This window comes from Psychrobacillus sp. FSL H8-0483, assembly GCF_038637725.1.
Classification (GTDB): domain Bacteria; phylum Bacillota; class Bacilli; order Bacillales_A; family Planococcaceae; genus Psychrobacillus.
Genome location: NZ_CP152052.1, coordinates 3,728,371 through 3,754,711, shown reverse-complemented (window position 1 = coordinate 3,754,711; position 26,341 = coordinate 3,728,371). Strand labels below are relative to the sequence as shown.

Here is a 26,341-nt window from a genome sequence, read left to right as displayed (position 1 = left end):
TATTTTTACCTAGATGTAAAAGATTCAAGAGTGAGTCAAATTGTATATAAAAGGATAAAGTGGATGGTATGAAAGTAGTGATTAAATTGTGCGTTTAAATGAGGTTTTCGACGGATACTTTCTCAACTTAAAGATGTGGCTTTTTCCATGTAAATAAAGAATAATAGAGATAGGAAATGGAGGGAATAGGAGTGATCATAATGGAGAATACGTATTCGGTAAAACTTTTATTTGAACATATTTCTTCACCAGAGTCTATTCCTCATAAAACATTTGAGGAAACGATTAATATCGTTCGAGCTACTAATATAGAAGTTGTCGAAGGATTGGTAAAAGAACATTTCAAAGAAGTGACATATACAAATGCTGATGGGGAAAAAACTAATGTAAAGCTAGTGATGGTTTTAGATATTTTTGAGTTGGTAGATAGCATAGAAGAATCCTTAGAATTTGTAGAAGTATATAGCAATCACATCAAAATGGATGAAGAGTTTTACTCTGATAGAGGTTACTGAAATTACGAAAGGGTACAAGATTCAGTTATTGAATCTTGTACCCTTTTGTTGATAAAAAAAGTATTTAACTTAATTAACGTTATAACTTGGTTTAGCAAAAGTAATCTCTGGTTTATCATTATATGCAAAGTCTACTCCATTTACAGTAGTTGCTAATAATAACCCTATACAACAAACTATACCTATTAATATTTTCTTCATAATAATTCCTCCCATCTCGATACTTTTAATTGTTTTAATTGATAATTAAATCCTAATTCATAATAAATAGTAGCTTGTTTATATTGCTTATCATTGGCTAGTTTTTTCGCTAAAACATAGCAATAAATAGAGCAATATTTATACTCTTGTTTACTCTCAAAATACTCCAAAGATTTTTTGAAAATCAAGATAAAATTCTTTTCCTCAAATAGAATTGCTCTGTATACCGCAAAATGATTATAATAAAAGGTTCTATTATTTTCAGTTAAAAGATCTAATAGTTCATGCCCTTTTTCCAACCAAATTTTCGCATTTTTAATATCAATAATTTTATGATACTCCTTCACTATGGATAAAATAGTGACTATACTGTCGTTTGGTTTAGACTTTGCATCTAAGCTACTTTGAAAGTGAAGTAATGCTTGTTTTTGATTTCCTAAAAGGGAATGACATGTCCCTAAATTATGCTCAATCATTCCATTAAATTTAGAAGACTCTATCTTAGAACTTATTTCTTTTGCCTTTTCATAAGTAGCTAATGCTTCTTTTAATACCCCAGTATCTTTTTGAGCAATACCTAAAATAACCAAACATTCAATGGAGCGTTCTATTAATATTTCTTGATTAAAATAGGATAGGGCAGACTTTACATAATCAATTGCGAGTATGTATCGTGATTCAGACAAAAGAGTTAAGCTTGATATGTAATAAAGCTCTGCCATCTCCCAGTCTTCCATACGGTAGCTTTTAATTAATGTAAACACTTGTGAGAAAATCTCTGATGCTTGCCGAAATTGATTGTTCTGATATGCTATTATACCTTGTATTGTATACAGGTAAAATAACTGTTCGGTATCCATTTCTTTTTTAAACTCTTCTAATATAGCCACATTAGTTTGGATTTCGACGGTATGTTCAGGCAGCATAAGCATCAATCTTGTTTCCATTAAAAGAAGTGTAAGTCGCTCAGGTTCAAGTGGATGTTCAACTATATAAAAGTGAATATCCTGAAGAAGCTTATTTGCTTTTTGTTTATCTCGAGAGTTTATTACCGTTTTAAAGAGTGGTTTAAATGGTAGTGATTTTTCCGGGTTTTCATCACTCTGTAATGAATCCAATGGGATATTTAACCGCATAAGAATATGCTGCTGAATATCTTCACTTGGTGTGACTAAACCATTTTCAATTCTACTTAAGTAAGAAGGAACGCAAATACCAGAAGCTAAATACTCTTGCTTCATATTCTGTCTTTGTCGCTCTAATTTAATCAGCTGCCCAAGTTTCACCTCATTACATACCTCCCCAAAAGACCTAAAAAGGAAAATGAATCGAACTTACTATTAATAATATCACAAAATTATTCGAAAGTCAGATAAATTAATTAATAGGAAAGTAAAAATAGAAAAGACTATAAAATCACCTAAATCTAATGATTACTTTCTTAAGTGTAAGTTATTAAACTATTGTAACAAAAATAACTAACGAAAAGCCAGGAAGTTAGTAAAAAGTTCCAATGAACCAAGTCAATAGACTAAAACACTAGATGTACTCAAAAGAAATAGAGAGTACTGGCGTTTTTTTTAAAAGGATAGAAACAACTGTGGCTATTATTTCACATAGCCACCATCTACCATGAAAAAAGCAAATTAATGAGCTATATGGTTTTGATTAATATTGGTTATCCTATTAATTTTCCTTTTAATAAAGTGTCAGTGGAAACAGCGAGAAAAAAGGTAGTATCGATTGATAAAGAAACGGAGAACAGTAATGCCTCTACCTCAAAATTTTACAGAAGGCTAAGAAGTTAGGGGGATGAAGAAAATCCCCACTGATTAAGTTTCACTTTACTACTGAAACGAGTCAAATAGGTTTGGTAGTTTCTCGTCAAACAAAATAGAGTGAAAAAAGCTATTTTTCTGTGTAATTCATGTAAGGGTATTCATTAAAAATAATTAAATAATAGGGTTAGAATTGAGGGATTTCGACCGATAAAAGCAGAGGGTTTCTAATATCAATAGCAGGAGCTATGTTATAAATCCCTATTTAGGAAAAGGAGTACTGTTGTATGAAAATTTTATTTGGAAGTTTAAAAAGGAAGTTGTATATTTCATTTGCACTCATATTGCTAATCCCAGTGGTTTTAGTTGGGGCATTGTCATATTCATCAGCTAGAGATTCAATAGAGAAGGAAATTCTTTTTAGTGCCAACGAGAGTGTTAAAGGATTAAATGCAATCATAGACAAAACCATCAGTGAAAAAATTAACGATATGGGTGTTTTTAGTGAGAGGATTAATTCTTCGATGTATGGACAAGGTGAAGCGTCTCTAAAGTCATCTTTTACTCAATACATGAAGTTACATCCACATGTATTGAGTATTTATGTTGGAACAACGAACGGTGAATTTATTCAGGAACCGAAATTACCAGTAACCCCAAACTATGATCCTCAAGAAAGAAATTGGTATAAAGGAGCTGTTGAGCTTCAAGGGGAGGCCTTTATAACAGAGCCATATATAGATCAAGGAACGGAAGAAATGGTTGTTACCGTTTCCAAGCAGTTAAAGGATCGTTCTGGAGTTGTAGCAGTAGATATTAAGTTGACAGACTTACAAAAAGTATCAGAGTCTATTAGTATTGGCGTGGATGGATACCCCTCTCTTTTCGATGAAAACAAAAAGGTTATTTCACATCCTACTTTAAAAGGTGGAGAGGAAGTGAAAGAGAGTTTCATTGATAAAATGTACGAGAAAGAAACTGGTACTTATGATTATGAATATATGGGTGATAAACGAATATTATTTTTTACAACGAATAAATTAACGGGCTGGAAGATTACAGGAACAATCTTTTCGGAGGAAATAGATAAAGCTGCCGAGCCAATTTTATTTACCACTTTAATTGTCTTAGCTATTGCTATTGTAGTTAGCGCTATAGCAGTTCATTTTGTCATAAAAGGGATTACTAAACCGATTCATAATTTAAAAGAAAGCGCGGTTACGATTAGTAAAGGCGATTTAACTGAAAAAGTGGTGATTACATCTAACGATGAGATTGGGCAATTGGGGCAAGCGTTCAATGACATGCAGGATAGTCTTCGAACACTTATTCACAAAGTAGAAATAAATGCAGAACAAGTTGCTTCTTCAGCAGAAGAGTTAACTGCAAATGCGGATCAAACTAGTATGGCAACCGAGCAGGTGGCTATTGCAATACAAGAAGTTTCTAGTAGTGCAGACACTCAAACAATTAATGCGGACAAGAATGCAGAAGCGTTAAATGACCTTTCAAAAGCAATTCTTCATATTGCAGAAAGTTCTTCCACTGTAACCGATCTCTCCCAGCATGCTACTAAGCAAGCAGTAGAGGGTGGGAAAGCAGTACAGGATACAAAAGATCAAATGAATTCTATACACATGTCTGTTACAGAATCTAACACGAAAATCCAAACGTTACATGAACGTTCGCAACAAATAACGTCTATTTTAGATGTCATTACAGGCATTGCTGAGCAAACGAATTTACTCTCTCTAAATGCTGCAATCGAGGCGGCAAGAGCTGGAGAACATGGGAAAGGTTTTGCTGTTGTAGCTGATGAAGTACGAAAACTGGCAGAGCAATCGCAACAATCAGCCAAACAAATTTTTGACCTAATTCATGGAATTCAAGCGGATACAGAGCAATCTGTGCTCATTATGGCTAAAGTTACAGAGGATGTACTTAACGGCTTACAAGTATCAGATGAAGCGATCGCCAAGTTTAATGTGATTATGACAAGTATGAAAGAAATTACTCCTCAAATGGAGGAAGTTTCTGCCACATCAGAACAGATGTCGGCTAGTGTGCAAGAGATCACAGCAAGTACAGAGGATTTGGCCTTTTCAGCTAAAGGAAATGCCGCTACATCTGAAGAAGTTGCAGCGTCTACAGAGGAGCAATTAGCCTCTATGGAAGAGATTAATGCATCTGCTCAAGCACTTTCACATATGGCAGATGAGTTAAAAAATCTTATAAGTCAATTTAAATATTAAAGCGTAGTACAGTGACATAACAAAGTTACTTTACGATTCTATGCGTATAAAAAAGCCGCTCCTAGTAAGTAGAATAATTAGGGGCGGTTTATATATTCCAAACTTTTCTGAAAGAAAACTTATTTTTAACTAAGTCTATTATGCTTCCAACTAATACATAACTCACAAAATGAATACAATATGCCCATTCATTGTAATGTTCGATAAAACTACCTGTTTCTTGACGTTGCAAACCGTTGTCGACCATGAAGTCGAATCTATTCCCAAATAGCATTTCTAAAATGGGATTTAACCTGAGTAGTAGATTTGCATATTCAATCCAAACTATATTACAAATAATCGAAATTAAAGCTATCGTACCGAAAGCTAATGTCACATTAAATACTTTCATTTTTCTTTTCATATACATTACCTCCTATTTGTTATTGTAGTTTGATAAGCGCTTTGTATTTCCCGATTCTTTTAGTGTCATAATATCATTTGATGGAAATGGCTGTAGATGCAAATACTATGTTATTACGTCCACTTTTTTGTTAGAATGAGTAAGGATTAAGACCAAAGAGGGAGTATAAGTTACATGATCAAGAAAAATCAAAAAAAAAAAGTAATCATTGAATATATGCAAATCATGTTGGGAGCAGCACTTGTCGGGCTTGCATACAATATGTTTCTTTTGCCAGCTAGACTTGCAGCTGGAGGAGTTTCAGGGATAAGCACCATTTTATACGAGCTTTTTCAATTTAACCCTGCATATGTACAATGGCTGATTAATATTCCTTTGCTTATCTTAGGAGTTCTAATAGTTGGGAAAGATTTTAGCTGGAAAACACTTGTCGGCACAACGTTTGTTCCATTGGTTATTTGGTTAACAACCGGTATCCATCTACCTATTGATAATCCTTTATTAAGTGCTATTTATGGAGGAATTATGTTAGGAGTAGGTCTTGGAATTGTTTATCGAGGAAATGGGTCAACAGGAGGCACTGCTTTAATCGCTCAAATACTAAAGAAATTCACTGGGATTTCGAGTGGCTTTTCACAACTGCTTGTAGACGGGCTAGTAGTAATCACGTCAGCTCTAGTATTTGACTTTGAGTTAGCACTGTATGCGATGATTTCCATCTATGTAACAAGTAAAGTAATCGATTTTGTTCAACTACAAACATCACCTACGAAATTAGTGCTGATTATTACCGATAAAGAAGAAGAAATCCAATCCATTATTAAGCATGAGATAAATAGGGGCTTGACGAAGATTAAGACGCTTGGTGGTTATTCCAATCAAGAAAAAACTATGATTTTATGTGTAGTGGAACAATCTGAAGCTGTGTACTTCAAGAAGCTTTTATTAGAAAAAGAGCCTGCTTCTTTTGTCATTTTCTTAAATGCATCTGAAATACTTGGACGAGGATTTTCAAAAGCAAGATTTGATGAAAAGGAAGTAAAATAATACGCTATTGGACAAGCATGAAATAAACACCTCTCCATGTCGTTACTTTATACGTCAGTGAGAGGTGTTTTCAATTCATTCAAGACAACCCTTGCCCCTGTGTGAATTCTTTATAAAGCTCGTGATGTGTAATAAGTTCTTCATGTGTGCCGGCTCCTGTGATTTTACCTTGCTCAAGGAAAAATATTCGGTTGGCATGAACAATCGTTGCGAGCCTATGCGCAATAATTAACGTTGTGCGGCCTTTCATAAGCCGTTCTAAGGCTTCTTGCACGGAAGTCTCCGAGCCACTGTCTAAGTTGGAGGTAGCTTCGTCCAATAATAATATTTTTGGATTATGCAAAAGTGCTCGAGCTATGGCAATTCGTTGGCGCTGACCACCAGATAGTTTGATGCCACGTTCTCCAACAAGCGTATCGTATTTGTCAGGGAGTTCTTCGATAAACGCCTCAGCATTTGCTGCTTCAGCTGCTTCAATGATTTTCTCCATTGGAGGAATGTCTGACATTCCGTATGTCATATTTGATAAAATGGTACCGCTCATTAAAGGGCTCTCCTGTGAAACGTAGCCAATTTTAGAACGCCATGCACGTAATGATAGATCGGTGATAGGTGTTTGATTAAACAAAATTGTTCCTGAATCTGGCTCATAAAACCGTTCCAGCAAAGAAAAAATGGTTGTTTTCCCACCACCGCTTGGGCCGACAAATGCGGTGACAGTTCCTGGCCGAGCTTCAAATGAAATCCCATCAATTACTTGTTTATCAGGACCATACGAAAAGTGAACATCTTCAAAAGCCACTACACCATCCGCTAATGGTTGTTTTGCTTCTAGCTCAACTGCTTCACTCTCCATATAAAATATTTCTTGAATTCTTTCCGTAGCACCCACGGCTTTTTGGAAAGAGGTAAAAAACGTGGCCATTTGGGCAAAAGGAACAATAATTTGCACTAAATAAAAAATGATCGCAACTAAATCACCGGCGGACAAGATTCCTTTGGATACTTGTAATCCACCATAGCCCAAAATGACAACTAAAATCGTCATCATGATAAGTGTCATGAAAGGGGAGATGAAAGCTTGTATTTTCGCTTCCTTCAATCCAAAACGATACAAGTTTTGGATAGCTTCATTTCCGCTAGCAGTTTCTGTTTTCTCTGCTCGGTAAGATTTAACTAGACGAATTTCAGATAACACTCGTCCAAGAAGCCCTGAAAAAGAAGCCATTTCTTTTTGTGTCGATTTCGATACCTTATGCATCATTGTGCCGAGTGGAATCATAATCGCTACACTAAGTGGAACGCTTATAAGCATGATCAACGTCATTTTCCAATCAATAAAAAATAATATCATGACGGACCCAATGATCGTAATTATTCCGGAAACAAAATTTACTAAATGGTCTGTAATGAGTGATTTTAACGTCGTAGTGTCTTGTGTAATGCGGCTCATTGTTTCGCCGCTTTCATTTTGATCATAGTAGGGGACAGGTAGATGAAGTACTTTACTCCAAAGCTTCTTACGTAAATCTGCAACAATATGTTCACCTATATAGGACAATAAATAATAGGAAAATCCACCGAAAATAGCCTGTAATAGAAATACTGCGAGTAAGACGATAATCATTTTCCAATTAAAAGCAGCAGATGTAAGTGTATCAACTAAGTCTTTTGTCACGAGAGGTACAATTAACCCGATAACAGTGCTTAAGAGAGAAAGAACAACGGCAAATATAGTAATTTTGACTGGCCAGCGAAGACTCTTGAGTAATTGGAAAAATCCTTTGGTAGATGTTTGCATAGTAAACTCCCATTTTGTTATGTAAGTTATTTCTATTGTAATGGATATAATAGGAAAATGGCGACTGTGAAGAGGAATTACAATCTGAATCTGTTGTTACGAGAGCAATCCATCTCCATACGAGACCCACTCCGAATATTATTCTCAAAAAACAAATCGTGCGGAATAAACTCTGCACGATTGTTTAAAAAGATATAGTTTTTGTTTCAGCTTGCGCACGCTTTTGTAAGTCTAAAATTATTGGGTCCGAGCTTGTCTCCAGTAAGCTTGTTTGTTTTTGCTGGAGTTCGATGCGCATCTTTTCTGTTTCTAGTAAAAAATTATCGTATTTGAGTTTTTCTAACTCTATTTCATCCTTTACAATTTGTGCTCGTGCTTTTTGTGACTTTCTTAAATGCGTTGTCCATATTGCAGTAAGTGGTATAGAAAAAATCATTACAACCGCTACAAATCCAATCCCTAGTACAATCAAATCTTCCATTAATTTCCCTCCATCCTATTTCACTTAGTATATACGAAAGTAACATAAAATAGTTTCGAAAAACTAAACTAATCGGAAAAAACAGAAAGAATTAATTGGAAAAGCAATAGTAAAAAAAGCTATCTCATCGAAGGTGATTTACCTACAATGCGATAGCCCCTAAAGCAAATTATTTATTTAAATAAGCCCAAGCATACTGCGCATAAAGTTCTGCCCCAGTAACAAGAGCATCTTCGTCAATATCGAAGTTCCCATGATGATGAGCCCATTCTGTACCTTTTGCAGGATTCCCACTTCCTACAAGCGCAAAACTGCCTGGTGCTTTCGTTAAGTAAGCAGAGAAGTCTTCAGCACCCATTGTTGGTTTTTCATCAAATACCACTTCTGGACCAAATGCTTCAGCAGCAACTTGTTGAACGAGTTTTGCACTTTCTTCCTCATTCACTACTGTATCTGTTCCACGAATATATTCGACTTCTGCAGTAGCGCCATAAATTGCAGCAACACTTTCCGCATACTGCGTAAGGCTTTTCTCGATATGATCTCTCGTTTCTGGATGGAATGTACGAACTGTTCCTTCGACTTCCGCATTTTCAGCGATCACATTAAATCTTGTTCCGACAACCATTTTTCCGATAGTAAGAACAGCAGGGCTTTGTGGGTCAATTGTTCTAGAGACAACCGTTTGGACATTCATAACAAATGAAGAAGCAACAATTGCAGCGTCGACACAAGCTTCCGGCATCGCTGCATGTCCACCTTTACCTTTGAACTTCACTTTGATAATATCGGCAGCAGCAAAAGATGGTCCTGGTGAGCAGGCGACTTTATTTGTTGGCATTTGTGACCAAATATGAATACCAAATACATTATCTACCCCGTCCATCGCACCTTGAGCAACGATTGCTTTTGCTCCAGCAGCAGCTTCTTCCGCCGGTTGGAACAAGAAACGTACATTTCCTGGAAGCTGATCTTTTATGTCATTCAAAGCCTTCGCTGCTATTAACAACATAGAAGTATGTGCATCATGTCCACAAGCATGCATTTTTCCTTCAAATTTAGAAGCATATGCTACATGTTTGTTAAGTTGTTGAATTGGAAGTGCGTCCATATCTGCTCGTAGTGCAACTGTTTTTCCGCCTGGAACTGCTTGAATTTCAGCGATTACTCCAGTAGGCTCTGTTTTACGGTAAGGAATGCCAAGATTGTCTAGGTACTCACAGATAAATGCAGTCGTTTTGAATTCTTCAAACGATAACTCAGGTTCACTATGCAGTTTACGACGTAAAGCAGTTAACTCTTCACTATTAGTTGTAATGGATTCTTTTATTTTTTGGTTAATCATGATTCATTTCCCTCCGTTAATTGTAAAACTGTTTGAAACAAAATATTCGCACCGTTCACGAGATGGCTTGGATCCGACCATTCTTCGGGGCAATGACTAAGCTAGCATCTGATCTTTGATGTAATTCCGAGCACCCAAATCTTCTTTCGAATAAGTAAGTCTTGTTACACCGACACCAGGGGTAGCTGTAAATCTACTTAATAGTTCAATATGCTGTTCGATCCTTTGTTGATTGGCATACATACTATCACTCCCATTATTGCTAGATTATAATTTACTGTTGAATTTCACTCATTCTGTTGATTGAAGTGGAGGGCGGCGACTCCAACGGGAAAAGCGCGTCCAGGTGAGACCCCGCAGGAGCGAAGCGACGAGGAGGCTCACGGACCGCCCGCGGAAAGCGTCCGCCTGTAACGGAAATCAACGGTATTGTATTCTTATAAGAATCCTACGAATATACCTGCGAGAATAACAGAAACGATTGTTACGCTGATGAATCCACCTACAAGCATTGGAGCAAGCATATGTTCCGTCAATGCTTTTCGTTCCTTTTCATCTTGCGTTAACGAGTTAATCACTTCATTTGTAATAATATAGTCTGCTGGGAAGCCATATAATGCAGTTAAAGAGATTGCGAAAGCCATATTTTTGCTTACTTTTAGCACCTTTCCAATGATGAAGGAGAAGATATACATTCCGATAACCCCTAATACAATTGTTCCGATTAGTGGATAAATAATTTCAAGGATCATAGACGGTGTAGCAGTTTTTAGTCCATCAAATACGAATAGCATTAAAACCATTACACATAGTCCAAAGCCATTTGCTTTTTGTAATACATGGCGCTCCAAAAAGCCGACGCTTTGCGCAATAATACCAAACAATAAACAAAGTACATAAGGACTAACTGTTACGATTGGTGCCAATAATGTAGAAACAAGATAAGCAAGGAAGCCTACAAGAGCAAGACGGAAAAATTTAAAGTATTCCGTATTGTATTGTTTAGGCATTTTACGGAACATTTTCAGCTCTTCTTCCGGTTCATCAGAAGAAGTGGACGCTTGTCCTGTTGCAGCTAATTCCCCTTTGCGAAACTTTGAAAGAAGCATTTTGCCTTCTTTTTTCAGTGCAATAGATGTTAATGGATAGCCAGCAAATCCTTGCATTACATAAATCACGATCGCAAAAACAGATAGAGTAGTCAGCCCCGCATTAGCAGCACCTTCCGACATAATAAGGGCAGATACAATTCCTCCAACTAAAGGTGGTATAGCCACAATCACTGTTTCAACGCCAAATAAAAATGTTCCAATTCCAAATAGAGCGGCGATAATTCCTAAAATTCCGGCAAGGGAAATTAGGATTGTTTTCCATTGTTCTTTTAATTGTTGTAAAGAAAGCAATGTACCCATATTTGTAATGAGTAAGTAAATCATCATTGTAGCTACAACTGGTGGAACCCCTGCAGTTGATACAATATCTTGTGGAAAGAAAGTCCAGTATCCAATAAGGAAAAGAATAGCGGATATAAAAACAGAAGGAATCCAAGCCTTCGTACGAGTAGAAACAAGATCTCCGATGAATAAAATAGCAATAACGATAACTAAAGCGAGCATTTGAGACATAATAATCTTTCCTTTCTGACAATAAAGAATTGTCAATATAATAACACGGATATGAAGTATGTAATATATTTCTGAATAATTAATTATTTTAATTGGAAATGTAAGTGTTTTCTTATTAAAAAGAATTTGATTCATTTTCTAAAACGCAAAAAAAGCTACCCTGTATCTAGGGTAGCTTCAGAAATATATTGATTATTGAGCTGGGTTTAATTCAAGTTCAACAGAGATTTTGATGTCTTCACCAACAAGAACACCGCCAGTTTCAAGTGCTTGGTTCCAAACTAAACCGAAGTCTTTACGGTTGATTTTAGTGTCAGCAGAGAATGCTACCACTTCTTGGCCCCATGGGTTTGTACCTTTACCACCGTATTCAGCTTCGAAAGTAACTGATTTAGTAACGTCTTTGATTGTGATGTCACCAGTTACATCGTATTCGCCATCATCTGTTTTTTTGATGTCTGTAGCAACAAATTTGATGCTTGGGAAGCTTTCTGCATCAAAGAAATCTCCAGAACGTAAGTGGTTGTCACGATCTTCGTTGTTTGTATTAATAGATTTTACATCGATGTCAAAGCTAATTGTTGCCCCGTTTAAGTCTTCTGCGTTACCTTCTAGTTCAGCGGTAAAGTTTGTGAAAGAACCTTTTACTTTTGAAACCATCATGTGTTTCACAGAAAAGTCGATACTAGAATGTGCAGCGTCAAGATTAAATTTTGTCATTTTAATTTCCTCCTTGTGATGTTTTGTTTTTTTTAGTATAAAACATAATTATTTTGAAATCAAGATGTTTTATTTCAAAATAAAAACGTTTCATTTGAATCTTATAGTTACTTTATGTAAGTTACTATAGAATAATAGTATGCTTACGTCAAGTAATTTAATTACTTTCATTTTACAAAAAAAAAAATAAGGAGTATAATCGTGACAAATAGAGGTGAATCAGATGAAGGAAACGTTATTATGTCCACGTTTATCGAAGGCGATGGAATTACTTGGGAAAAGATGGACAGCATTGATTGTTTATCAATTAATAGAAGGAGCAAAACGATTTAATGAAATTGAGTCTTCACTTCCTATTAGTGGTCGATTACTTTCTGAACGTTTAAAAGAGCTTGAAAAAGAAGGTATAGTAGAAAGAACCGTCTTTTCAGAGGTCCCGGTACGGGTCGAATATAACTTAACTGACAAAGGTCTTGCGCTAAAAGATGTAGTTGGTGAAATTGAATCTTGGTCTAAAGAATGGTTGTAATAATTTCACTTGAAAATTTAGGTGGGAGAAAGCATACTATGTAAGGGTGTAAGGTTAATCTTATTCAGCAGTCTCCCATTTCTACAAGTGGGGTGAGGAAGGATCATGATCCGCAGAATACAATGTAGTGTACAGCCGCCCGCTGAATAAGCTTAAAGCCTCCGGCGAATGCCACAGATTTTGTAGGGGAGTAAATCGTGCCAGCACGATACAAAATCAGGGCGTAAATACGTCAAGGCGTATTTGATTGAGAAAGGATTGTCTTCTTTTGAGTATACAAAAATGGTTTCAAGATTTAATTACACAGTTAGATCCTCAGAATGTAAAAATAGATGAAGCACTACACTTGCATACAATGACACGCATGGGTGGAATTGCAGATTTATTTGTCACACCGGAAACAGAAGAGCAAGTAGCATTCGTTGTTCAATATGCGTATGAAAATAAAATTCCTTTATTACTACTTGGGAATGGCTCTAATATGGTCGTTCGAGATGGTGGTGTTCGTGGTATTGTTCTTTGCTTAGAAAAGTTGAATAAAATTAAGATAGTAGGAAATAGAGTAATCGCTGAAAGTGGATCCGATATTATCGACGTTTCGAGAGCAGTAGCGAAGGAAACGCTATCAGGTTTAGAATTTGCTTGTGGTATTCCTGGATCTGTCGGTGGTGCTATGGCAATGAATGCTGGAGCATACGGTGGAGAAGTGCAAGATGTCATTCTGCAATGTACTGTGCTTACACAAAGTGGTGAAAAGCTCATTCTTTCAAAAGAAGAGTTAGAGCTTGGTTACCGAAAAAGTATCATTACAAAAAAAGGTTACTATGTATTGTCTGCTGAGTTTGAGCTTCAAAAAGGTAAGCAAGAAGAAATTGATGCTAAAGTTGCAGACTTAACATTCCAACGAGAATCCAAGCAACCGCTAGAATATCCTTCTGCAGGTAGTGTATTTAAACGACCACCGGGTTATTTTGCTGGCAAACTGATTCAAGATAGCGGCTTACAAGGAAAAGGCTTTGGTGGAGCAGAAGTTTCGACGAAGCATGCAGGTTTTATTATCAATAAAAACAATGCTACTGCTACTGATTATATCAGTACCATTGAAATGGTTAAAAAAACGGTTAAAGAAAACTTCGATATTGATCTAGAACTAGAAGTGAAAATTGTTGGCGAGAACAAAGAATAATATACAAGTGGACTTCTGAATATATATATTCGGAGGTCTTTTTTTTTATGCGATATGGAAATAAGTCTAACTAGTATTACGATCAAGAAATAAAAGCAGAATAAGTATTAATTGAGCGGCCACTTTAAGAAGAAGTGGTCCCTTTTGTGTAAAATTGGATGGTTTGACCGGAAAGTCGGTTGCTTCTGCTAAATAATCGGATGGCTATACAAATTAATCCGATGGTTCACCCACATAATCGGTTGGCTCCTCACATAAACATAAAAACATTCAAATATTTGTTTGAATGTAGTTGCATTTTGAATAGTTTGAACATATAATAACTTTAACAATCAAACGACCATTTGAATGAGGTGGAAAAATGCAAGCGAAAGATATGTGTGAAGTAACTTGTGAAGTAACGATAGTGCATGAAGAAGTGGTGCAATCAATAAAAAAACAATTGCCAGATGTTACAAAGGTTGCGCAAATTTTTAAGGCATTAGCAGATGAAACAAGATTAAAAATAGCGTATGCACTAACAATAGAAGAAGAGCTTTGTGTATGTGATGTGAGTGAAGTAATTGGTTCTTCTACAGCAACAGCATCCCATCATTTACGATTTCTTCGAGAGTTATCTCTCGCGAAATCTCGACGCAAAGGAAAATTAGTTTATTATTCATTAGCAGACCATCACGTCAATGAGTTAGTTAAAATCGCATATGAACATGCGGTAGAAAAGGGTGAGGAAAGTGGAGAACACAGTTAAAAAAGAATATCGCTTAGAAAATCTTTCATGTGCCAATTGCGCAATGAAATTTGAAAACAATATTAAAAGTCTCCCTGATGTAGAGGATGCAATTGTTAACTTTGGTGCATCTAAAGTTGCGGTCATTGGTAATGTAACTATTGATGATATTGAAAAAGCGGGAGCATTTGATGGTATTAAAGTAGCGCCTGTCAAACAACGAAAAGAAGAAAAGGTTCCTTTTTATAAACGAAAAGAAAATGTCGTGACAGTTATATCCTTTGTTTTTTTAGTAATTGGGATTATCACATCATTTGTTTATGAAGAAACGCATCCAGCGGCAATCGGTTTATTTGTTTTATCCATAGCTGTGGGCGGGTACGAAATGTTCAAAAGTGGGCTCATGAATTTATCTCGTTTTTATTTTGATATGAAAACACTGATGACGATTGCGATTATTGGGGCAGCAATCATCGGAGAATGGCGTGAAGGTGCGGTCGTTGTCTTTTTATTTGCGGTAAGTGAAGCGTTAGAAGCATACTCCATGAATAAAGCGCGTCAATCCATTAGCCAGCTAATGGATATAGCACCATCAAATGCAACGATTCGTCGAGGAGACAAATTGGTAGAGGTAGATACTGAATTTATTCAAATAAATGACTTACTAATCGTGAAACCAGGACAAAAAATAGCAATGGATGGAATTGTGTTGAAAGGTACTTCTGCCGTAAACCAAGCATCTATTACTGGTGAGTCAGTTCCGGCGATCAAAACAATTGGTGACGAAGTATTTGCGGGTACGTTGAATGAAGAAGGTTCTTTAGAAATACAAGTAACGAAACGTGTAGAAGACACGACGATTGCAAAGATTATCCATTTAGTAGAAGAAGCGCAAGCAGAGAAAGCGCCATCGCAGAAATTTGTCGATAAATTTGCCAAATATTATACACCAGTAATTATTGCAATCGCATTTTTAGTAGCAATCGTACCACCATTATTGGGAGCAGATTGGCAAACGTGGATTTACCAAGGTCTTGCAGTATTAGTTGTAGGATGTCCGTGTGCTCTAGTTGTATCAACCCCCGTAGCGATCGTAACTGCAATTGGGAATGCCGCGAAGCAAGGTGTGCTCATTAAAGGTGGCATTCACTTAGAGGAAATTGGACGAATTCAAGCAATCGCGTTTGATAAAACCGGAACTTTAACGAAAGGATATCCGGAAGTAACAGCTGTGGACTCCGAATCCAAAAAAGACTTTATTCAAAAAGTAATGTCGATTGAAACATATTCACAGCATCCACTTGGGCAGGCCATCGTGAAGTACGGAGCAAAAGAACATATACACGCAGTAGAGGTAGAAGAATTCCAATCGATTACAGGTAAAGGTGCAGAAGGAGTAATCGACGGTAAGAAATGGTCAGTCGGTAGCGTTTCTTGGATTACTTCCATTAGCACCATTTCCACAGAGGTAATCGAACGTGTGGAGCAATTACAATTAGAAGGAAATACGGTTATGCTTGCTGCAGAAGATGGTCAATACAAAGGATTTATTGCAGTTGCTGACCCGATTCGTAAAACTAGCACCGTGGTGTTACAAGATCTCAAAAAAGCAGGTATTAAGCACACTGTAATGCTTACTGGAGACGACGCTCGAACTGCAAATGCCATTGCTGCTAAGCTTGGGATGACAGACGTTGAAGCCGGTTTAATGCCCGAACAAAAGCTAAATGCGATTAAAGTATTGAAAGAAAAATATGGTGCTGTTGCAATGGTTGGAGATGGAGTTAATGATGCTCCTGCTCTCGCCGCTTCTACAGTTGGTATAGCAATGGGAGGAGCCGGAACGGATGCAGCTCTTGAAACAGCAGACGTTGCGTTAATGGCAGACGATCTAGAAAAATTACCATATACTATTCGATTAAGCCGAAAAGCATTGCATATTATTAAAGAAAATATTATGTTTGCATTAGGGTTAAAGATTATCGCACTCCTTCTCATCATACCTGGATGGTTAACGTTATGGATCGCTATCTTTGCAGATATGGGAGCGACATTACTGGTAGTGCTAAATTCCTTACGATTATTAAAAATAAACAAGTAATAGGTTCGGAGGGTTAAAGGTGAAACTTACAGAATGGACAATGGAAGAACAGGAACAACTAATTCATTTCATGACGACGAATACATGGCCATATCACGGGAACTCTCATCCCGCTAGAGAATTAATTGAAAAGACAATTGAAGAAGGCGGTTATCAATCTGATGAAGTAAAGACATTTTGGGTTGAAAATGAAGAGAGTGAACAAGTAGGTATAGTGAAAATTTATGATCTACAAGATGAGATTCCTTTATTCGATTTACGAATTGCAGATGAAGCCCGCGGGAGAGGCTATGGACCAAGTGCATTAAAACTGTTGGCGGAATATGTATTCCAATTGCCAGAAGCAAAGATACGCTTAGAAGGCCATACAAGACAAGACAACTTTGCAATGCGTAAGACATTTGAACGTGCAGGTTTTGTCAAAGAAGCACAGCTTCGTCAAGCGTGGTTTTCTCCTAAAGAGAGCTCCTACTATGACGCTGTTACGTATGGTATGACGCGTGAGGATTTTATAAAAGGAACTGCAACACCCGTAAAATGGGATGATGTTTTTCATCCAATAGAGATTTCGAACAAAGAGCGTCCTTTTTCGGAGGAGTTCTATACGGATAGACTAATTATTCGGGCACCAAAAATAGATGATGCAGAAATAGTATGGAAAGCGGTGATTGCTTCCCATGATGCCTTAAAGGAATGGATGCCATGGGCGCAATCAAAGCAAACATTAGAGCAGACAACGACTAATCTGCGACAAGCAGTTGCTGACTTTATTACACGAAAAGACCTAAGGCTTCATTTGTTTTTGAAAGAAACAGGAGAGTTTATAGGTGCTTCTGGACTTCACCGAATTGATTGGGATGTTCGTAAATTTGAGATTGGATACTGGATTGATAGCAGGTTTGAAGGAAAAGGTCTAATGACAGAAGCAGTCGAACGAATCACTAAGTTTGCTTTTGAGGAATTATATGCAAATCGAGTAGAAATTCGTTGCGATAGTGAAAATGTAAGAAGTCGATCAGTTGCGGAAAGACTGGACTATACTTTAGAAGGAACCCTCCGCCACGATTCTTTATCCGCGGACGGGAAAAAATTACGTGATACATGTATTTACGCCAAAATAAAAGGTGCTGCCTTATAGGCAGCACCATTCATCTAAAGTGATCTTCTTCCTGTTACAAGTTGAATTACAAAAATAATACCGGCAATAACTAGTAATGCGTGAATAAGTCCTCCGCCAATTTTCAATACGATTCCTAGTAACCAAAGTACTATTAATACGACAATAATTCCCCATAAAATCCTACCCATTTCTACCATCCTTTCTGCTGAAACATGTTATTATTAGAGATATCCTTTTGAGAATAGTATTAAACATTAAATGAAAGAAGAGATATAATTGCTAACAAATGTAATGGAAGAAATTGTCGATAGTATAGTAAGAGTACTTATGAGAGGCCCAGAATATCAAACCTTTTGTAAATGTAACCAGTGTGAAATGGACATTATTGCGTTAAGTTTAAATACAATACCATCACACTATGTAACAACGGATAAAGGAAGAAGTGCAGTTTTCGAGCGAATGAATACGACAGAAAACTTAGAATGGATTAATAAAAGAATTATTCACTCTATCCATGTCGTAGGGAAATATCCTCACAGAAATTAAGTAAACCTTGTCTATTATTAGATAAGGTTTTTTGTATGAATAATTAGGAATAGGAAAAAATAGCAATAATTGTGATGGAACGCTCGATGTAGTAAAATAAACAAAGTAGCGATGAAAGGAAGTTATTTATGCCAACACCAAGCATGGAAGACCATATTGAACAAATTTATATGTTAATCGAGCAGAAAGGTTATGCTCGAGTGTCTGACATTGCAGAAGCATTATCTGTGTTACCATCTTCCGTAACAAAAATGGTACAGAAATTAGACAAAGATGGTTTCTTAATATATGAAAAGTACCGAGGCTTAACCCTGACAACTAAAGGTATGAAACTTGGCAAGAGACTAGTTAAAAGACATGACTTATTAGAAGACTTCTTACGAATAATAGGGGTAGAAGAAGGGAATATCTATGCGGATGTAGAAGGAATTGAGCATCATTTAAGCTGGAATTCTATTGACCGTATCGCAGATTTAGTATTATTTTTAGAAGAAAACCCCTCACTTCAGTCCAAATTATTAGAATTACGCCAAGATATAAACGAATAGTAAATTCAGAATTAGCAAGTAAATGAGGTTTGAATGGACAAACTTCCTACAAAGCTTTTGTTTTTATTATATTAGTAAAATGGACATGTATTATTCAATCAGATAAAGCACTAATCAAAACAAGAAGGAAAAGACCAATATTATATATGGTCAGAAGGAGAGCGGTAAATTTGATAGGATCAGCATCAGGAGAAATAGTAACGTTACAAGTAATAGCGCAAGAAGGATCTAAATGGATTCTTTCTCATCACGAATTAGAAATACCATTGAATGCATCGGAAGCACCGGAAGATTTAAAAGTAGAAGATAAGCTCGAGGTATTTTTATTTGTAGACCGCAGAGGAAATTTATCTGCGACAACACAACTGCCATCCATTCAAAAAGGAACGTATGGTTGGGCGCGAGTGATTAAAGTATCTGATAAAGAAGGAGCATTTGTCGATATTGGCACGTCAAAAGAAGTCCAAGTAAAAGCAGATGACTTACCGAAGATTAAAGAACTTTGGCCAGCAAATGGCGACCATTTATACATCACACTTCGTACGGACAAAGATGGAGAGTTATTTGGACGATTAGCAACAGAAGATCGTGTGGAAGAACTGTATATCGACGCACCGACTACATTATTCAATAAAAACATACAAGCAAGACCTTATAGATTACTACCAATTGGCACGTTCCTCTTAAGCGTACCGGAAAACTACCGTATTTTCGTCCATCAATCAGAGCGTGTAGAAGAGCCAAGATTAGGACAAGACTTGACAGTGCGTATCATCGACACGAAAGAAGATGGCTCGCTAAACGGCTCCCTTCTACCACGTAGACACGAACGTTTAGGAGACGATGCAGAGTCTATTTTCCGCTATTTAAATGATGTAGGTGGCAGAATGCCGTTTACTGATAAATCTGATCCAGAAGAAATTCAAGAAATGTTCACGATGAGCAAGGCTGCATTTAAACGTGCACTAGGTAAGCTTATGAAAGAAAGAAAAATTGTTCAAAACGATGGTTGGACAGAATTGAAAATGTAAACATGTGGAGTAAAAAGAATCGATTAGTCGGAACTTTTTACTCCTTTTTACGTACTAATGGGAGAACTGATAGAAAGGGGCTTCAGACATGAAAAGATTATTTCACGTAGTGATGACGGCTATTTTACTTATGGGAGTATTTATTGCTCCATCGATTACACTTGCAGATTCAAGTGGGACAACAGAAGCGATTAATGAAAAATTTGGTGCACCAATTGTTGTATATGGAGGTAACCTTACCGAAGAACAAAAGAATAGTGTGAAAACGAGCCTAAAAATCACCGAAAACTCGGATATACAAGAAATTGAAGTAACTGGACAAGATTTAAAAAAATATTTAACAGATGGAGATGCCTCCGCTCGAATGTTTTCTTCTGCTAAAATTACACGCAAGGATGCTGGAAAAGGCTTAGTTATCGATATCGTAACGCCGGATAATATTACGGAAGTAACGGCTGATATGTATGCAAATGCGATGCTGACTGCAGGAGTTCAAGATGCATTCGTAGAAATTGCTGCTCCAAAACCGGTAACTGGTCATTCAGCTTTGGTCGGTATTTATAAAGCTTATGAAGTAAGTGGTGGAGAGCTAGATCCAGAGCGCACGGACGTAGCAAACGATGAACTATCTGTTGCTACTATTCTTTCTAAAGAAGCAGGTATAGAAGAAGCCAAAGTAAGTGAGCTATTAACAGAAATCAAAAAACAAATTGCTGAGCAGAATCCCGTATCTCGCGAAGAAGTTGAAAAAATTGTATCTGAGCAACTTGCGAACTTGAAAATTGAGCTTTCTGAAAAAGATCGCCAACTACTAATTGATCTCATGGATCGTATTCGTCAACTTGATATCGATTTTAGCAAATGGTCAGATCAGCTAAATGATTTAAGTAAAACTATTGAAGAAAAACTTGGAAGTCTTGCAGACAATGAAGGATTTTGGCAAAGCGTGAAAACCTTCTTCAATGATTTAATCGATTCCATTCGTTCTATTTTCAACTAACTATGAAACAAGGCATCCTACTTATTTATAAGTAGGATGTTTCTGACTGTAGACAAACTCAATTTTGGGTGCATAGAGTTGTATATTAAATTCGGCAAGGATCACCACTTCGCTTTCCGTGGGCTTGGCTTCAGCCTCGGGCCAACACGAGGTTGGTCATGAAGGCGTTGCCGCAAAAGTTCTTTTGCGACGAGCTTTGCGCAGGAGCAGGACGCGGCGTTCTTAGCCTTCCTTCCTCAAGCGTTCCTGCGGGGTCTTCTGCTCAAACTGTTCCCACAGGAGTCTTCGTGGTGGTCCTTGCCTTATAAACAATTCCTTATAGATATCCACTATCTTTACCATTTGTCCGTTACGTACCTACAACGCTCAAAAGATAACCAAAATTGATTTGGAAAATGAAAGAATAGCTACCTTTCTATTCGTAGTGGAAGTGCTTGAAGATGCAATTTCGGTCTATCGCTTTCTATCATGCTTTCCTTGCTTATTTTTGCAAAGTTAACATGCCGGCAATAGGCTGATGCTAAATAGAAAAGAGACACTTCTATTACAAGTAGCTGTGGAGAGAGACGGACGAACGACTACCACACGATTATCGAAAAAATGCGAAAGGGATGCGACAAAGTCGCATCCCTTTCGCATCAAGAATCTCGATAATGGTGTAGAACTCGTTTAGTTCCAAGCGCTCCAAAAGCACCTCTATATAGAGTGCCTAGTGTGTTATCACCATTTTAATAAGTAATAATTGGTAATTTTAGTTAATCAACACGTGTGATGTTTTATATATAAATTGCAATATACTATTTTATTTGTTATATTATTTTCGTATATCTTGAATTCGAGATAAAATAGGAGGGAAATATACTATGAAATTAGCTGGAATTCACCATGTATCAGCCATTACTGCAGACGCAGACAAAAATCATGACTTCTTTACACGAATTTTAGGAATGCGTTTAGTCAAAAAAAGTGTGAACCAGGACAATACATCATCCTATCACTTGTTTTATGCAGATGCAGTAGGGACTCCTGGTACTGATATGACTTACTTTGACATACCTCATGCTGGAAAAACATATCCTGGTGTATCAAGCATTAGTAATACTGGCTTTCGTGTGAAAAGTGAAGATGCATTGCTGTTTTGGAAAGAGAGATTTGTACAATTCGAAGTGCCTCACGAAAAGATAGTAGAAAGATATGGGAGAAAAACGCTTTATTTCGAAGACTTTGAAGGGTCTCGACTTATGCTTGTTGTCGATGATGGAAAAGGAATTCCTTATGGAGAAGCATGGATTAAAGATGAAATTTCTGCAGAAAATGCAATTGTGGGTTTAGGTCCAGTAAAATTAACTGTAAGAAAATCGAAGCCTACTGAAAAAGTATTGGAAGAAGTAATGGGCTTCACTTTGGCAGGATCATATCAATCAGGTGTAGAAGATTCTCCTGATATTCTTGTATATACGACGGGAGCAGGGGGACCAGCAGGAGAAGTGCATATAGAAACTCGCCCAGACTTGCCAATGGAGCGACCAGGTCGCGGAAGTGTCCACCATGTTGCATTTCGTGTTCCGTCAATGGAGGATTATCCGAAATGGGAGGAACTACTGCGTGCAAAAGGTTTTACAACTTCTGGGCTAGTTGATCGTTACTATTTCAAAGCTATTTATTTTAGAGAGCCTAATGGTATTTTATTTGAACTTTCTACGGATGAACCTGGTTTTGATACAGACGAACCGATAGAATCATTAGGAGAAAAACTTGCTTTACCACCTTTTTTAGAACCAAGAAGAGCACAAATAGAAGCGAAATTGCGTCCGTTGTCAATTAATAAATAAATATGATAAGATTCTAGAAAGGAGTGTTGAACAATGGATTTTCAATACAAAGAACTTGGTAATGATGTATTTGCCTATCAGTATATTCAAGATGGAGAAAGACTAGGGGAAATTACTTGGACATTACTTGGAGATGTTATGGTGATGGATCACACATATGTTTCTGATAAATTGAGAGGCCAAGGTGTAGCGAAAAAGTTGCTCGATACTGCCGCTTCTTATGCACGTGAAAATGATTTGAAAATGGAGGCTGTATGCTCATACGTCGTTGCTGCATTTAACAAATCCGATGAATATGATGATGTAAAAGCATAATAAAAGGCAATCCTCTTTTTCTCAGGTGGATTGCCTTTTATGGTTTGTGCATTATATTTGTGTAAAGAAGAATAAAATACCTGTTAATACGGACGCACCTGCCAGTGTATAAAAGAAATCTGACTGACTAAAGATTAATTTTTCCTCCATGAAAATCATCCTTTCTTAATTGGTGTTAATTGTAAAATTCCCTAGTAATAATATTGTTAAACAGGTTTAACTTAACTTATGCAGGGAATTTGAAAAAAAGACGAAACCTTTACTTGAAGTTTTCGTATATTAACTATGGTAAATAGTGAAAGGAAGGTAAAATTATATGTCACGTACTGGAGAAATAGTGTTAGGAGTTATAAGTGCTATTTTTAGTGTTATTTCTATTATATCGCTATCATTATTAGTTATCGGAGGAAGTGCAACATTCCAAGAAGCGGAATTTTCTAATATTTTGGAACAAGAAATATTAAATGATCCTACATTAGCTGAAGATCCTGAAGTAATTGCACAAGGAGTAGATACATTTATTAATTTGTTTACTGTATTAGGTTGGGGGTTTGTAACCTTAATTGTAATTAGTTTAGTTTTAAACATAGTAGGTATTGTATTTATTTCTAAAAACAAAAAAGCGAAACTAGCTGGTATTATGTTTATCTTAGCTGGAGTGTTCGCTGGAATTCTTTCTCCCACATCGATATTATTGTATATTGCTGCAATCCTGTGCTTTGTACGTAAACCACCAGTTCAATTGGAAGAAGAGTATTATTCACCAGAACAAACTCTATAAAGAAAACACCGACTTATTTAACAAGTCGGTGTTTTTAATAAATATACATATTTTGCAGTAGATAACGGATGTCCTTCAAAGTATTCATCAAATTCTTCTAAACACTCAAATCCGAAGTTTTCATAAAAAACACGTGCTCCATCATTTTTACTTTCTACATAAACAAACAATTGACGACCTGTATGTAGTTTTTCTAAACCTGCTTGGATTAGTTTTTTGCCGTATCCGTTTTGTTGAAACCCTGGCAATACATAGATTGCGGTTAGTTCAATATCTCCATCTTCGTCAACAGGAGTAAAATTAGCAAATCCAATTGGCCGTCCTTGATATTCAGCAAGTAAAAAAAGAGTCTTTTCTATTCGTTTAGCAAGCATCATCTTGGAATAAGCCTTCTCTAAAAATATCTTTTGTATTTCTTCTGGGATAATATCTTTATAAGTATCGTTCCAACTGATCTTTGCGATTTGTTGTACAGTTGAAATATCTTCTAACGTCGTCGCCCTAATCATTTGAAATCACCTCTAAATTCTTTTTGTTATCATAACAAAAATACGAACAATCTTCTATAAATATATAAGATAATATAGAAAACAATTTTTTATTATGTAGAAGACACGATGACCTGGGAATTAAAAATGATTCGAAATAAAAATTAAAAAAGGTGTTTTATTTTGAAATTGCGGGTATGTATAACTATAGATACACATTACAATTAACTGGAGGTAATAATTATGGCGAAAAATAAATCTCTATTATTAGCAGGTCTAGCAGCAGGTGCATATGCATATTTCAGTAAAAAAGAAAATCGTGATAAAGCTGTGATAGCATTCAATAATACAAAATCGAAAATAAATTCTTATATGGAATCTCAAAAACATAACCGTTCCGAATTAACAAAAGCAGGACACCCAGATCCACACGATATACCAGATAATAAAATGGTTGATGAAGGTGCAATGACGAGCGTGCAGTATTATAACGAGGAAATACAAGATAATACTAAAAAAACGCTTTGATTCTTTGCAGAGCTCTCAGTTCCATACAGAATTCTCTAGTATAAGATTTAAAGGTGTCTATTCCTAGACACTTTTTTTTAGAGTTGTTAAACAAATCACGGTATTGTTCTACCGATTCAAGTAAAAGTATTTGAAAATATTGTTAATTTTGATAAAGTTAATGATAGGATCCTACATATTTTTTATAGGCTCAGTTAAATTAGGCTGCTGTTTTTTAGAAGCATATATTCTGTGTTGAGAATCTGCGAGACTCCTGCGGAAAAATGGGCAGCCAATACCCCACAACAAGCTTATAGGAACAAATCCTACATTCGTTTAACAAAGTCTTTTTATTAAAAGATTAGGACTTGAACGAATGTAAAAATCCCTTTTCAACATGGAGTCAAGAATTGCATTAAAGCATAAAGTAACCACTGAAGATAATAATGCACAGTAAATATGTAAAAAAAGATAATACTAAAAAATATTTATGTATCTAAACTAAAATAGTTTTATTTTTCAATAAAATGTTATAAAATGATTCTACAGCACTAGTCAGAATGATTACAAAAGAACTACTTAAAGGAAGAAGAGGTTTTTATGAAAAGTACAGATAAGATATTTTTAGAATACTTCGCAAAATCCTATGCAAAAGAAATGGGCATTACTAATAGAGTAGAAGGATTAGACCAATTCTATGAACTAGAGAAAAAGCTATTTTTAGATATGTATTCATTTGAAATAGAAAAAGCGAAAAAAGTATTAAGAGAAATGATTGATTTAATAATTGCAACATCTGGAAAACAAATGATTTTAAATGTAAAAAACTATTATGTACAATTATCTGCTATTATGGCAAGAAAGCTTTTTGAAAATCAAGTACCTATAGATAAGGTTATGGCCTTTAATAGTGCAAGTTTAGAAGTTATTGAAACCAAAATGAATGACGCTCAATTTTTACAATGTGCGGACGAACTGGTAGAGTTTTTTGTATTGGTAATTACTGAAAGGAAAAAACCATCATTTGGACATCAAACCGTGAACAAAGTAATATTATTTATTAATGATGAAATTGAAACAAATCTCACGGTGGAAGATATCGCTCTGCACTTTAACATTAGTACAAGTCATTTATCTCGTATTTTTAGAGAACATACAGGTGTGACACTAGTGGAATATTTAAATATTCGTAAAGTTGAAGAGTGCCAGTATTTCTTGAGACATACAAATAAAGGTATTTCAGATATTTCTAATTCGTTCCATTTTTGCAATCAAAGCTATTTCACTCGAATATTTAAAAAATACACTGGGTTAACTCCAAAGCAATTTAGAGATCAACAGGAGCACCCTAATTTTAAATATAATTTTCCCAAAGAACCTAATGCAATTTAAGTTTTTACCTTAAATTTGATAAATAGCTTCATATTAAGGTATACTCGTTATAGTTTGATAATTGAAGGTG

27 protein-coding genes and 1 pseudogene are annotated in these 26,341 nt (G+C 36.1%); 17 read left to right on the top strand and 11 right to left on the bottom strand.

Annotation, left to right across the window (positions count from 1 at the left end):
* Nucleotides 1-200 precede the first annotated feature (200 nt).
* Nucleotides 201-515, top strand: a complete 315-nt coding sequence (locus tag MHB48_RS18330) for a DUF4288 domain-containing protein (RefSeq protein WP_342599288.1) — start codon at nucleotides 201-203, stop codon at nucleotides 513-515.
* A 69-nt stretch (nucleotides 516-584) separates the two neighbouring features.
* Here MHB48_RS18330 and MHB48_RS18325 read toward each other — a convergent pair whose 3' ends face one another.
* A complete protein-coding gene (locus MHB48_RS18325; protein WP_342599287.1) occupies nucleotides 585-716 on the bottom strand; it encodes a hypothetical protein in 132 nt (43 codons plus the stop codon).
* Complete coding sequence (locus MHB48_RS18320; protein WP_342599286.1) at nucleotides 713-2,002, bottom strand: helix-turn-helix transcriptional regulator; 1,290 nt, start codon at nucleotides 2,000-2,002, stop codon at nucleotides 713-715. The genes MHB48_RS18325 and MHB48_RS18320 overlap by 4 nt, the downstream gene beginning before the upstream one ends.
* A 779-nt stretch (nucleotides 2,003-2,781) precedes the next feature.
* On the opposite strand from MHB48_RS18320, the gene MHB48_RS18315 reads away from it, so the two are divergent.
* On the top strand, nucleotides 2,782-4,746 hold the full coding sequence (locus MHB48_RS18315; protein ID WP_342599285.1) for a methyl-accepting chemotaxis protein: 1,965 nt from the start codon (nucleotides 2,782-2,784) through the stop codon (nucleotides 4,744-4,746).
* Nucleotides 4,747-4,834: 88 nt separating this feature from the next.
* On the opposite strand, the gene MHB48_RS18310 is transcribed toward MHB48_RS18315, so the two are convergent.
* The gene (locus MHB48_RS18310) at nucleotides 4,835-5,149 is read right to left on the bottom strand and encodes a hypothetical protein (protein ID WP_342599284.1); all 315 of its coding nucleotides are present in this window, start codon (nucleotides 5,147-5,149) and stop codon (nucleotides 4,835-4,837) included.
* A gap of 174 nt (nucleotides 5,150-5,323) precedes the next feature.
* Here MHB48_RS18310 and MHB48_RS18305 point away from each other — a divergent pair, with 174 nt between their 5' ends.
* Nucleotides 5,324-6,196 (top strand): YitT family protein, encoded by an 873-nt coding sequence (locus MHB48_RS18305; protein WP_342599283.1) that lies wholly within the window; start codon nucleotides 5,324-5,326, stop codon nucleotides 6,194-6,196.
* 79 nt (nucleotides 6,197-6,275) lie between these two features.
* Here the strand turns inward: MHB48_RS18305 and MHB48_RS18300 are convergent, their stop codons facing one another.
* The 6 genes and pseudogenes from MHB48_RS18300 to MHB48_RS18275 all read right to left on the bottom strand — a co-directional run bounded on the left by MHB48_RS18300 (nucleotide 6,276) and on the right by MHB48_RS18275 (nucleotide 12,168).
* Complete coding sequence (locus tag MHB48_RS18300; protein ID WP_342599282.1) at nucleotides 6,276-7,997, bottom strand: ABC transporter ATP-binding protein; 1,722 nt, start codon at nucleotides 7,995-7,997, stop codon at nucleotides 6,276-6,278.
* Nucleotides 7,998-8,181: 184 nt separating this feature from the next.
* Nucleotides 8,182-8,478 (bottom strand): hypothetical protein, encoded by a 297-nt coding sequence (locus tag MHB48_RS18295; protein WP_342599281.1) that lies wholly within the window; start codon nucleotides 8,476-8,478, stop codon nucleotides 8,182-8,184.
* A gap of 169 nt (nucleotides 8,479-8,647) precedes the next feature.
* On the bottom strand, nucleotides 8,648-9,823 hold the full coding sequence (locus tag MHB48_RS18290) for an amidohydrolase (RefSeq protein ID WP_342599280.1): 1,176 nt from the start codon (nucleotides 9,821-9,823) through the stop codon (nucleotides 8,648-8,650).
* 105 nt (nucleotides 9,824-9,928) lie between these two features.
* Nucleotides 9,929-10,066, bottom strand: a pseudogene (locus MHB48_RS18285) (Zn-dependent hydrolase); the annotation flags it as partial.
* A gap of 194 nt (nucleotides 10,067-10,260) precedes the next feature.
* Complete coding sequence (locus tag MHB48_RS18280; RefSeq protein ID WP_342599279.1) at nucleotides 10,261-11,448, bottom strand: hypothetical protein; 1,188 nt, start codon at nucleotides 11,446-11,448, stop codon at nucleotides 10,261-10,263.
* A 192-nt stretch (nucleotides 11,449-11,640) separates the two neighbouring features.
* Complete coding sequence (locus MHB48_RS18275; RefSeq protein ID WP_342599278.1) at nucleotides 11,641-12,168, bottom strand: YceI family protein; 528 nt, start codon at nucleotides 12,166-12,168, stop codon at nucleotides 11,641-11,643.
* Nucleotides 12,169-12,391: 223 nt separating this feature from the next.
* Between MHB48_RS18275 and MHB48_RS18270 the strand changes: the two genes are divergently transcribed.
* The 5 genes from MHB48_RS18270 (at nucleotide 12,392) to MHB48_RS18250 (ending at nucleotide 17,849) form a co-directional block, all read left to right on the top strand.
* On the top strand, nucleotides 12,392-12,697 hold the full coding sequence (locus MHB48_RS18270; RefSeq protein ID WP_340924063.1) for a winged helix-turn-helix transcriptional regulator: 306 nt from the start codon (nucleotides 12,392-12,394) through the stop codon (nucleotides 12,695-12,697).
* A gap of 268 nt (nucleotides 12,698-12,965) precedes the next feature.
* Nucleotides 12,966-13,883 (top strand): UDP-N-acetylmuramate dehydrogenase, encoded by a 918-nt coding sequence (gene murB / locus MHB48_RS18265; RefSeq protein WP_342599277.1) that lies wholly within the window; start codon nucleotides 12,966-12,968, stop codon nucleotides 13,881-13,883.
* A gap of 361 nt (nucleotides 13,884-14,244) precedes the next feature.
* Complete coding sequence (locus MHB48_RS18260) at nucleotides 14,245-14,631, top strand: metalloregulator ArsR/SmtB family transcription factor (protein WP_342599276.1); 387 nt, start codon at nucleotides 14,245-14,247, stop codon at nucleotides 14,629-14,631.
* Nucleotides 14,615-16,711, top strand: coding sequence for a heavy metal translocating P-type ATPase (locus tag MHB48_RS18255; RefSeq protein WP_342599275.1), 2,097 nt, complete (start codon nucleotides 14,615-14,617; stop codon nucleotides 16,709-16,711). The genes MHB48_RS18260 and MHB48_RS18255 overlap by 17 nt, the downstream gene beginning before the upstream one ends.
* A gap of 19 nt (nucleotides 16,712-16,730) precedes the next feature.
* Nucleotides 16,731-17,849 carry a GNAT family N-acetyltransferase gene (locus MHB48_RS18250; RefSeq protein ID WP_342599274.1) on the top strand — a complete coding sequence of 373 codons (1,119 nt, stop codon included), beginning with the start codon at nucleotides 16,731-16,733 and terminating at the stop codon, nucleotides 17,847-17,849.
* A gap of 14 nt (nucleotides 17,850-17,863) precedes the next feature.
* On the opposite strand, the gene MHB48_RS18245 is transcribed toward MHB48_RS18250, so the two are convergent.
* A complete protein-coding gene (locus tag MHB48_RS18245; RefSeq protein ID WP_342599273.1) occupies nucleotides 17,864-18,019 on the bottom strand; it encodes a lmo0937 family membrane protein in 156 nt (51 codons plus the stop codon).
* Nucleotides 18,020-18,107: 88 nt separating this feature from the next.
* On the opposite strand from MHB48_RS18245, the gene MHB48_RS18240 reads away from it, so the two are divergent.
* From MHB48_RS18240 to MHB48_RS18210, 7 genes are all read left to right on the top strand, one after another.
* Nucleotides 18,108-18,377 (top strand): late competence development ComFB family protein, encoded by a 270-nt coding sequence (locus tag MHB48_RS18240; RefSeq protein ID WP_340924039.1) that lies wholly within the window; start codon nucleotides 18,108-18,110, stop codon nucleotides 18,375-18,377.
* 128 nt (nucleotides 18,378-18,505) lie between these two features.
* On the top strand, nucleotides 18,506-18,925 hold the full coding sequence (gene mntR, locus MHB48_RS18235) for a transcriptional regulator MntR (RefSeq protein ID WP_340924036.1): 420 nt from the start codon (nucleotides 18,506-18,508) through the stop codon (nucleotides 18,923-18,925).
* A gap of 170 nt (nucleotides 18,926-19,095) precedes the next feature.
* Complete coding sequence (locus MHB48_RS18230; protein WP_340924033.1) at nucleotides 19,096-19,956, top strand: S1-like domain-containing RNA-binding protein; 861 nt, start codon at nucleotides 19,096-19,098, stop codon at nucleotides 19,954-19,956.
* An 88-nt stretch (nucleotides 19,957-20,044) separates the two neighbouring features.
* Complete coding sequence (locus tag MHB48_RS18225; protein ID WP_342599272.1) at nucleotides 20,045-20,956, top strand: DUF1002 domain-containing protein; 912 nt, start codon at nucleotides 20,045-20,047, stop codon at nucleotides 20,954-20,956.
* 863 nt (nucleotides 20,957-21,819) lie between these two features.
* Nucleotides 21,820-22,788, top strand: a complete 969-nt coding sequence (locus tag MHB48_RS18220) for a ring-cleaving dioxygenase (RefSeq protein WP_342599271.1) — start codon at nucleotides 21,820-21,822, stop codon at nucleotides 22,786-22,788.
* 33 nt (nucleotides 22,789-22,821) lie between these two features.
* Entirely contained in the window at nucleotides 22,822-23,103 is a 282-nt protein-coding gene (locus MHB48_RS18215) for a GNAT family N-acetyltransferase (protein ID WP_342599270.1), read from the top strand.
* A 316-nt stretch (nucleotides 23,104-23,419) separates the two neighbouring features.
* On the top strand, nucleotides 23,420-23,884 hold the full coding sequence (locus MHB48_RS18210; protein ID WP_342599269.1) for a DUF4064 domain-containing protein: 465 nt from the start codon (nucleotides 23,420-23,422) through the stop codon (nucleotides 23,882-23,884).
* Nucleotides 23,885-23,901: 17 nt separating this feature from the next.
* Here the strand turns inward: MHB48_RS18210 and MHB48_RS18205 are convergent, their stop codons facing one another.
* Entirely contained in the window at nucleotides 23,902-24,393 is a 492-nt protein-coding gene (locus MHB48_RS18205) for a GNAT family N-acetyltransferase (RefSeq protein WP_342599268.1), read from the bottom strand.
* A gap of 222 nt (nucleotides 24,394-24,615) precedes the next feature.
* Here MHB48_RS18205 and MHB48_RS18200 point away from each other — a divergent pair, with 222 nt between their 5' ends.
* Nucleotides 24,616-24,900: a hypothetical protein gene (locus tag MHB48_RS18200; protein WP_340924020.1), complete on the top strand. Its 285-nt coding sequence runs from the start codon at nucleotides 24,616-24,618 to the stop codon at nucleotides 24,898-24,900.
* Nucleotides 24,901-25,479: 579 nt separating this feature from the next.
* Nucleotides 25,480-26,271 carry an AraC family transcriptional regulator gene (locus MHB48_RS18195; RefSeq protein WP_340924017.1) on the top strand — a complete coding sequence of 264 codons (792 nt, stop codon included), beginning with the start codon at nucleotides 25,480-25,482 and terminating at the stop codon, nucleotides 26,269-26,271.
* Nucleotides 26,272-26,341: the final 70 nt, after the last annotated feature.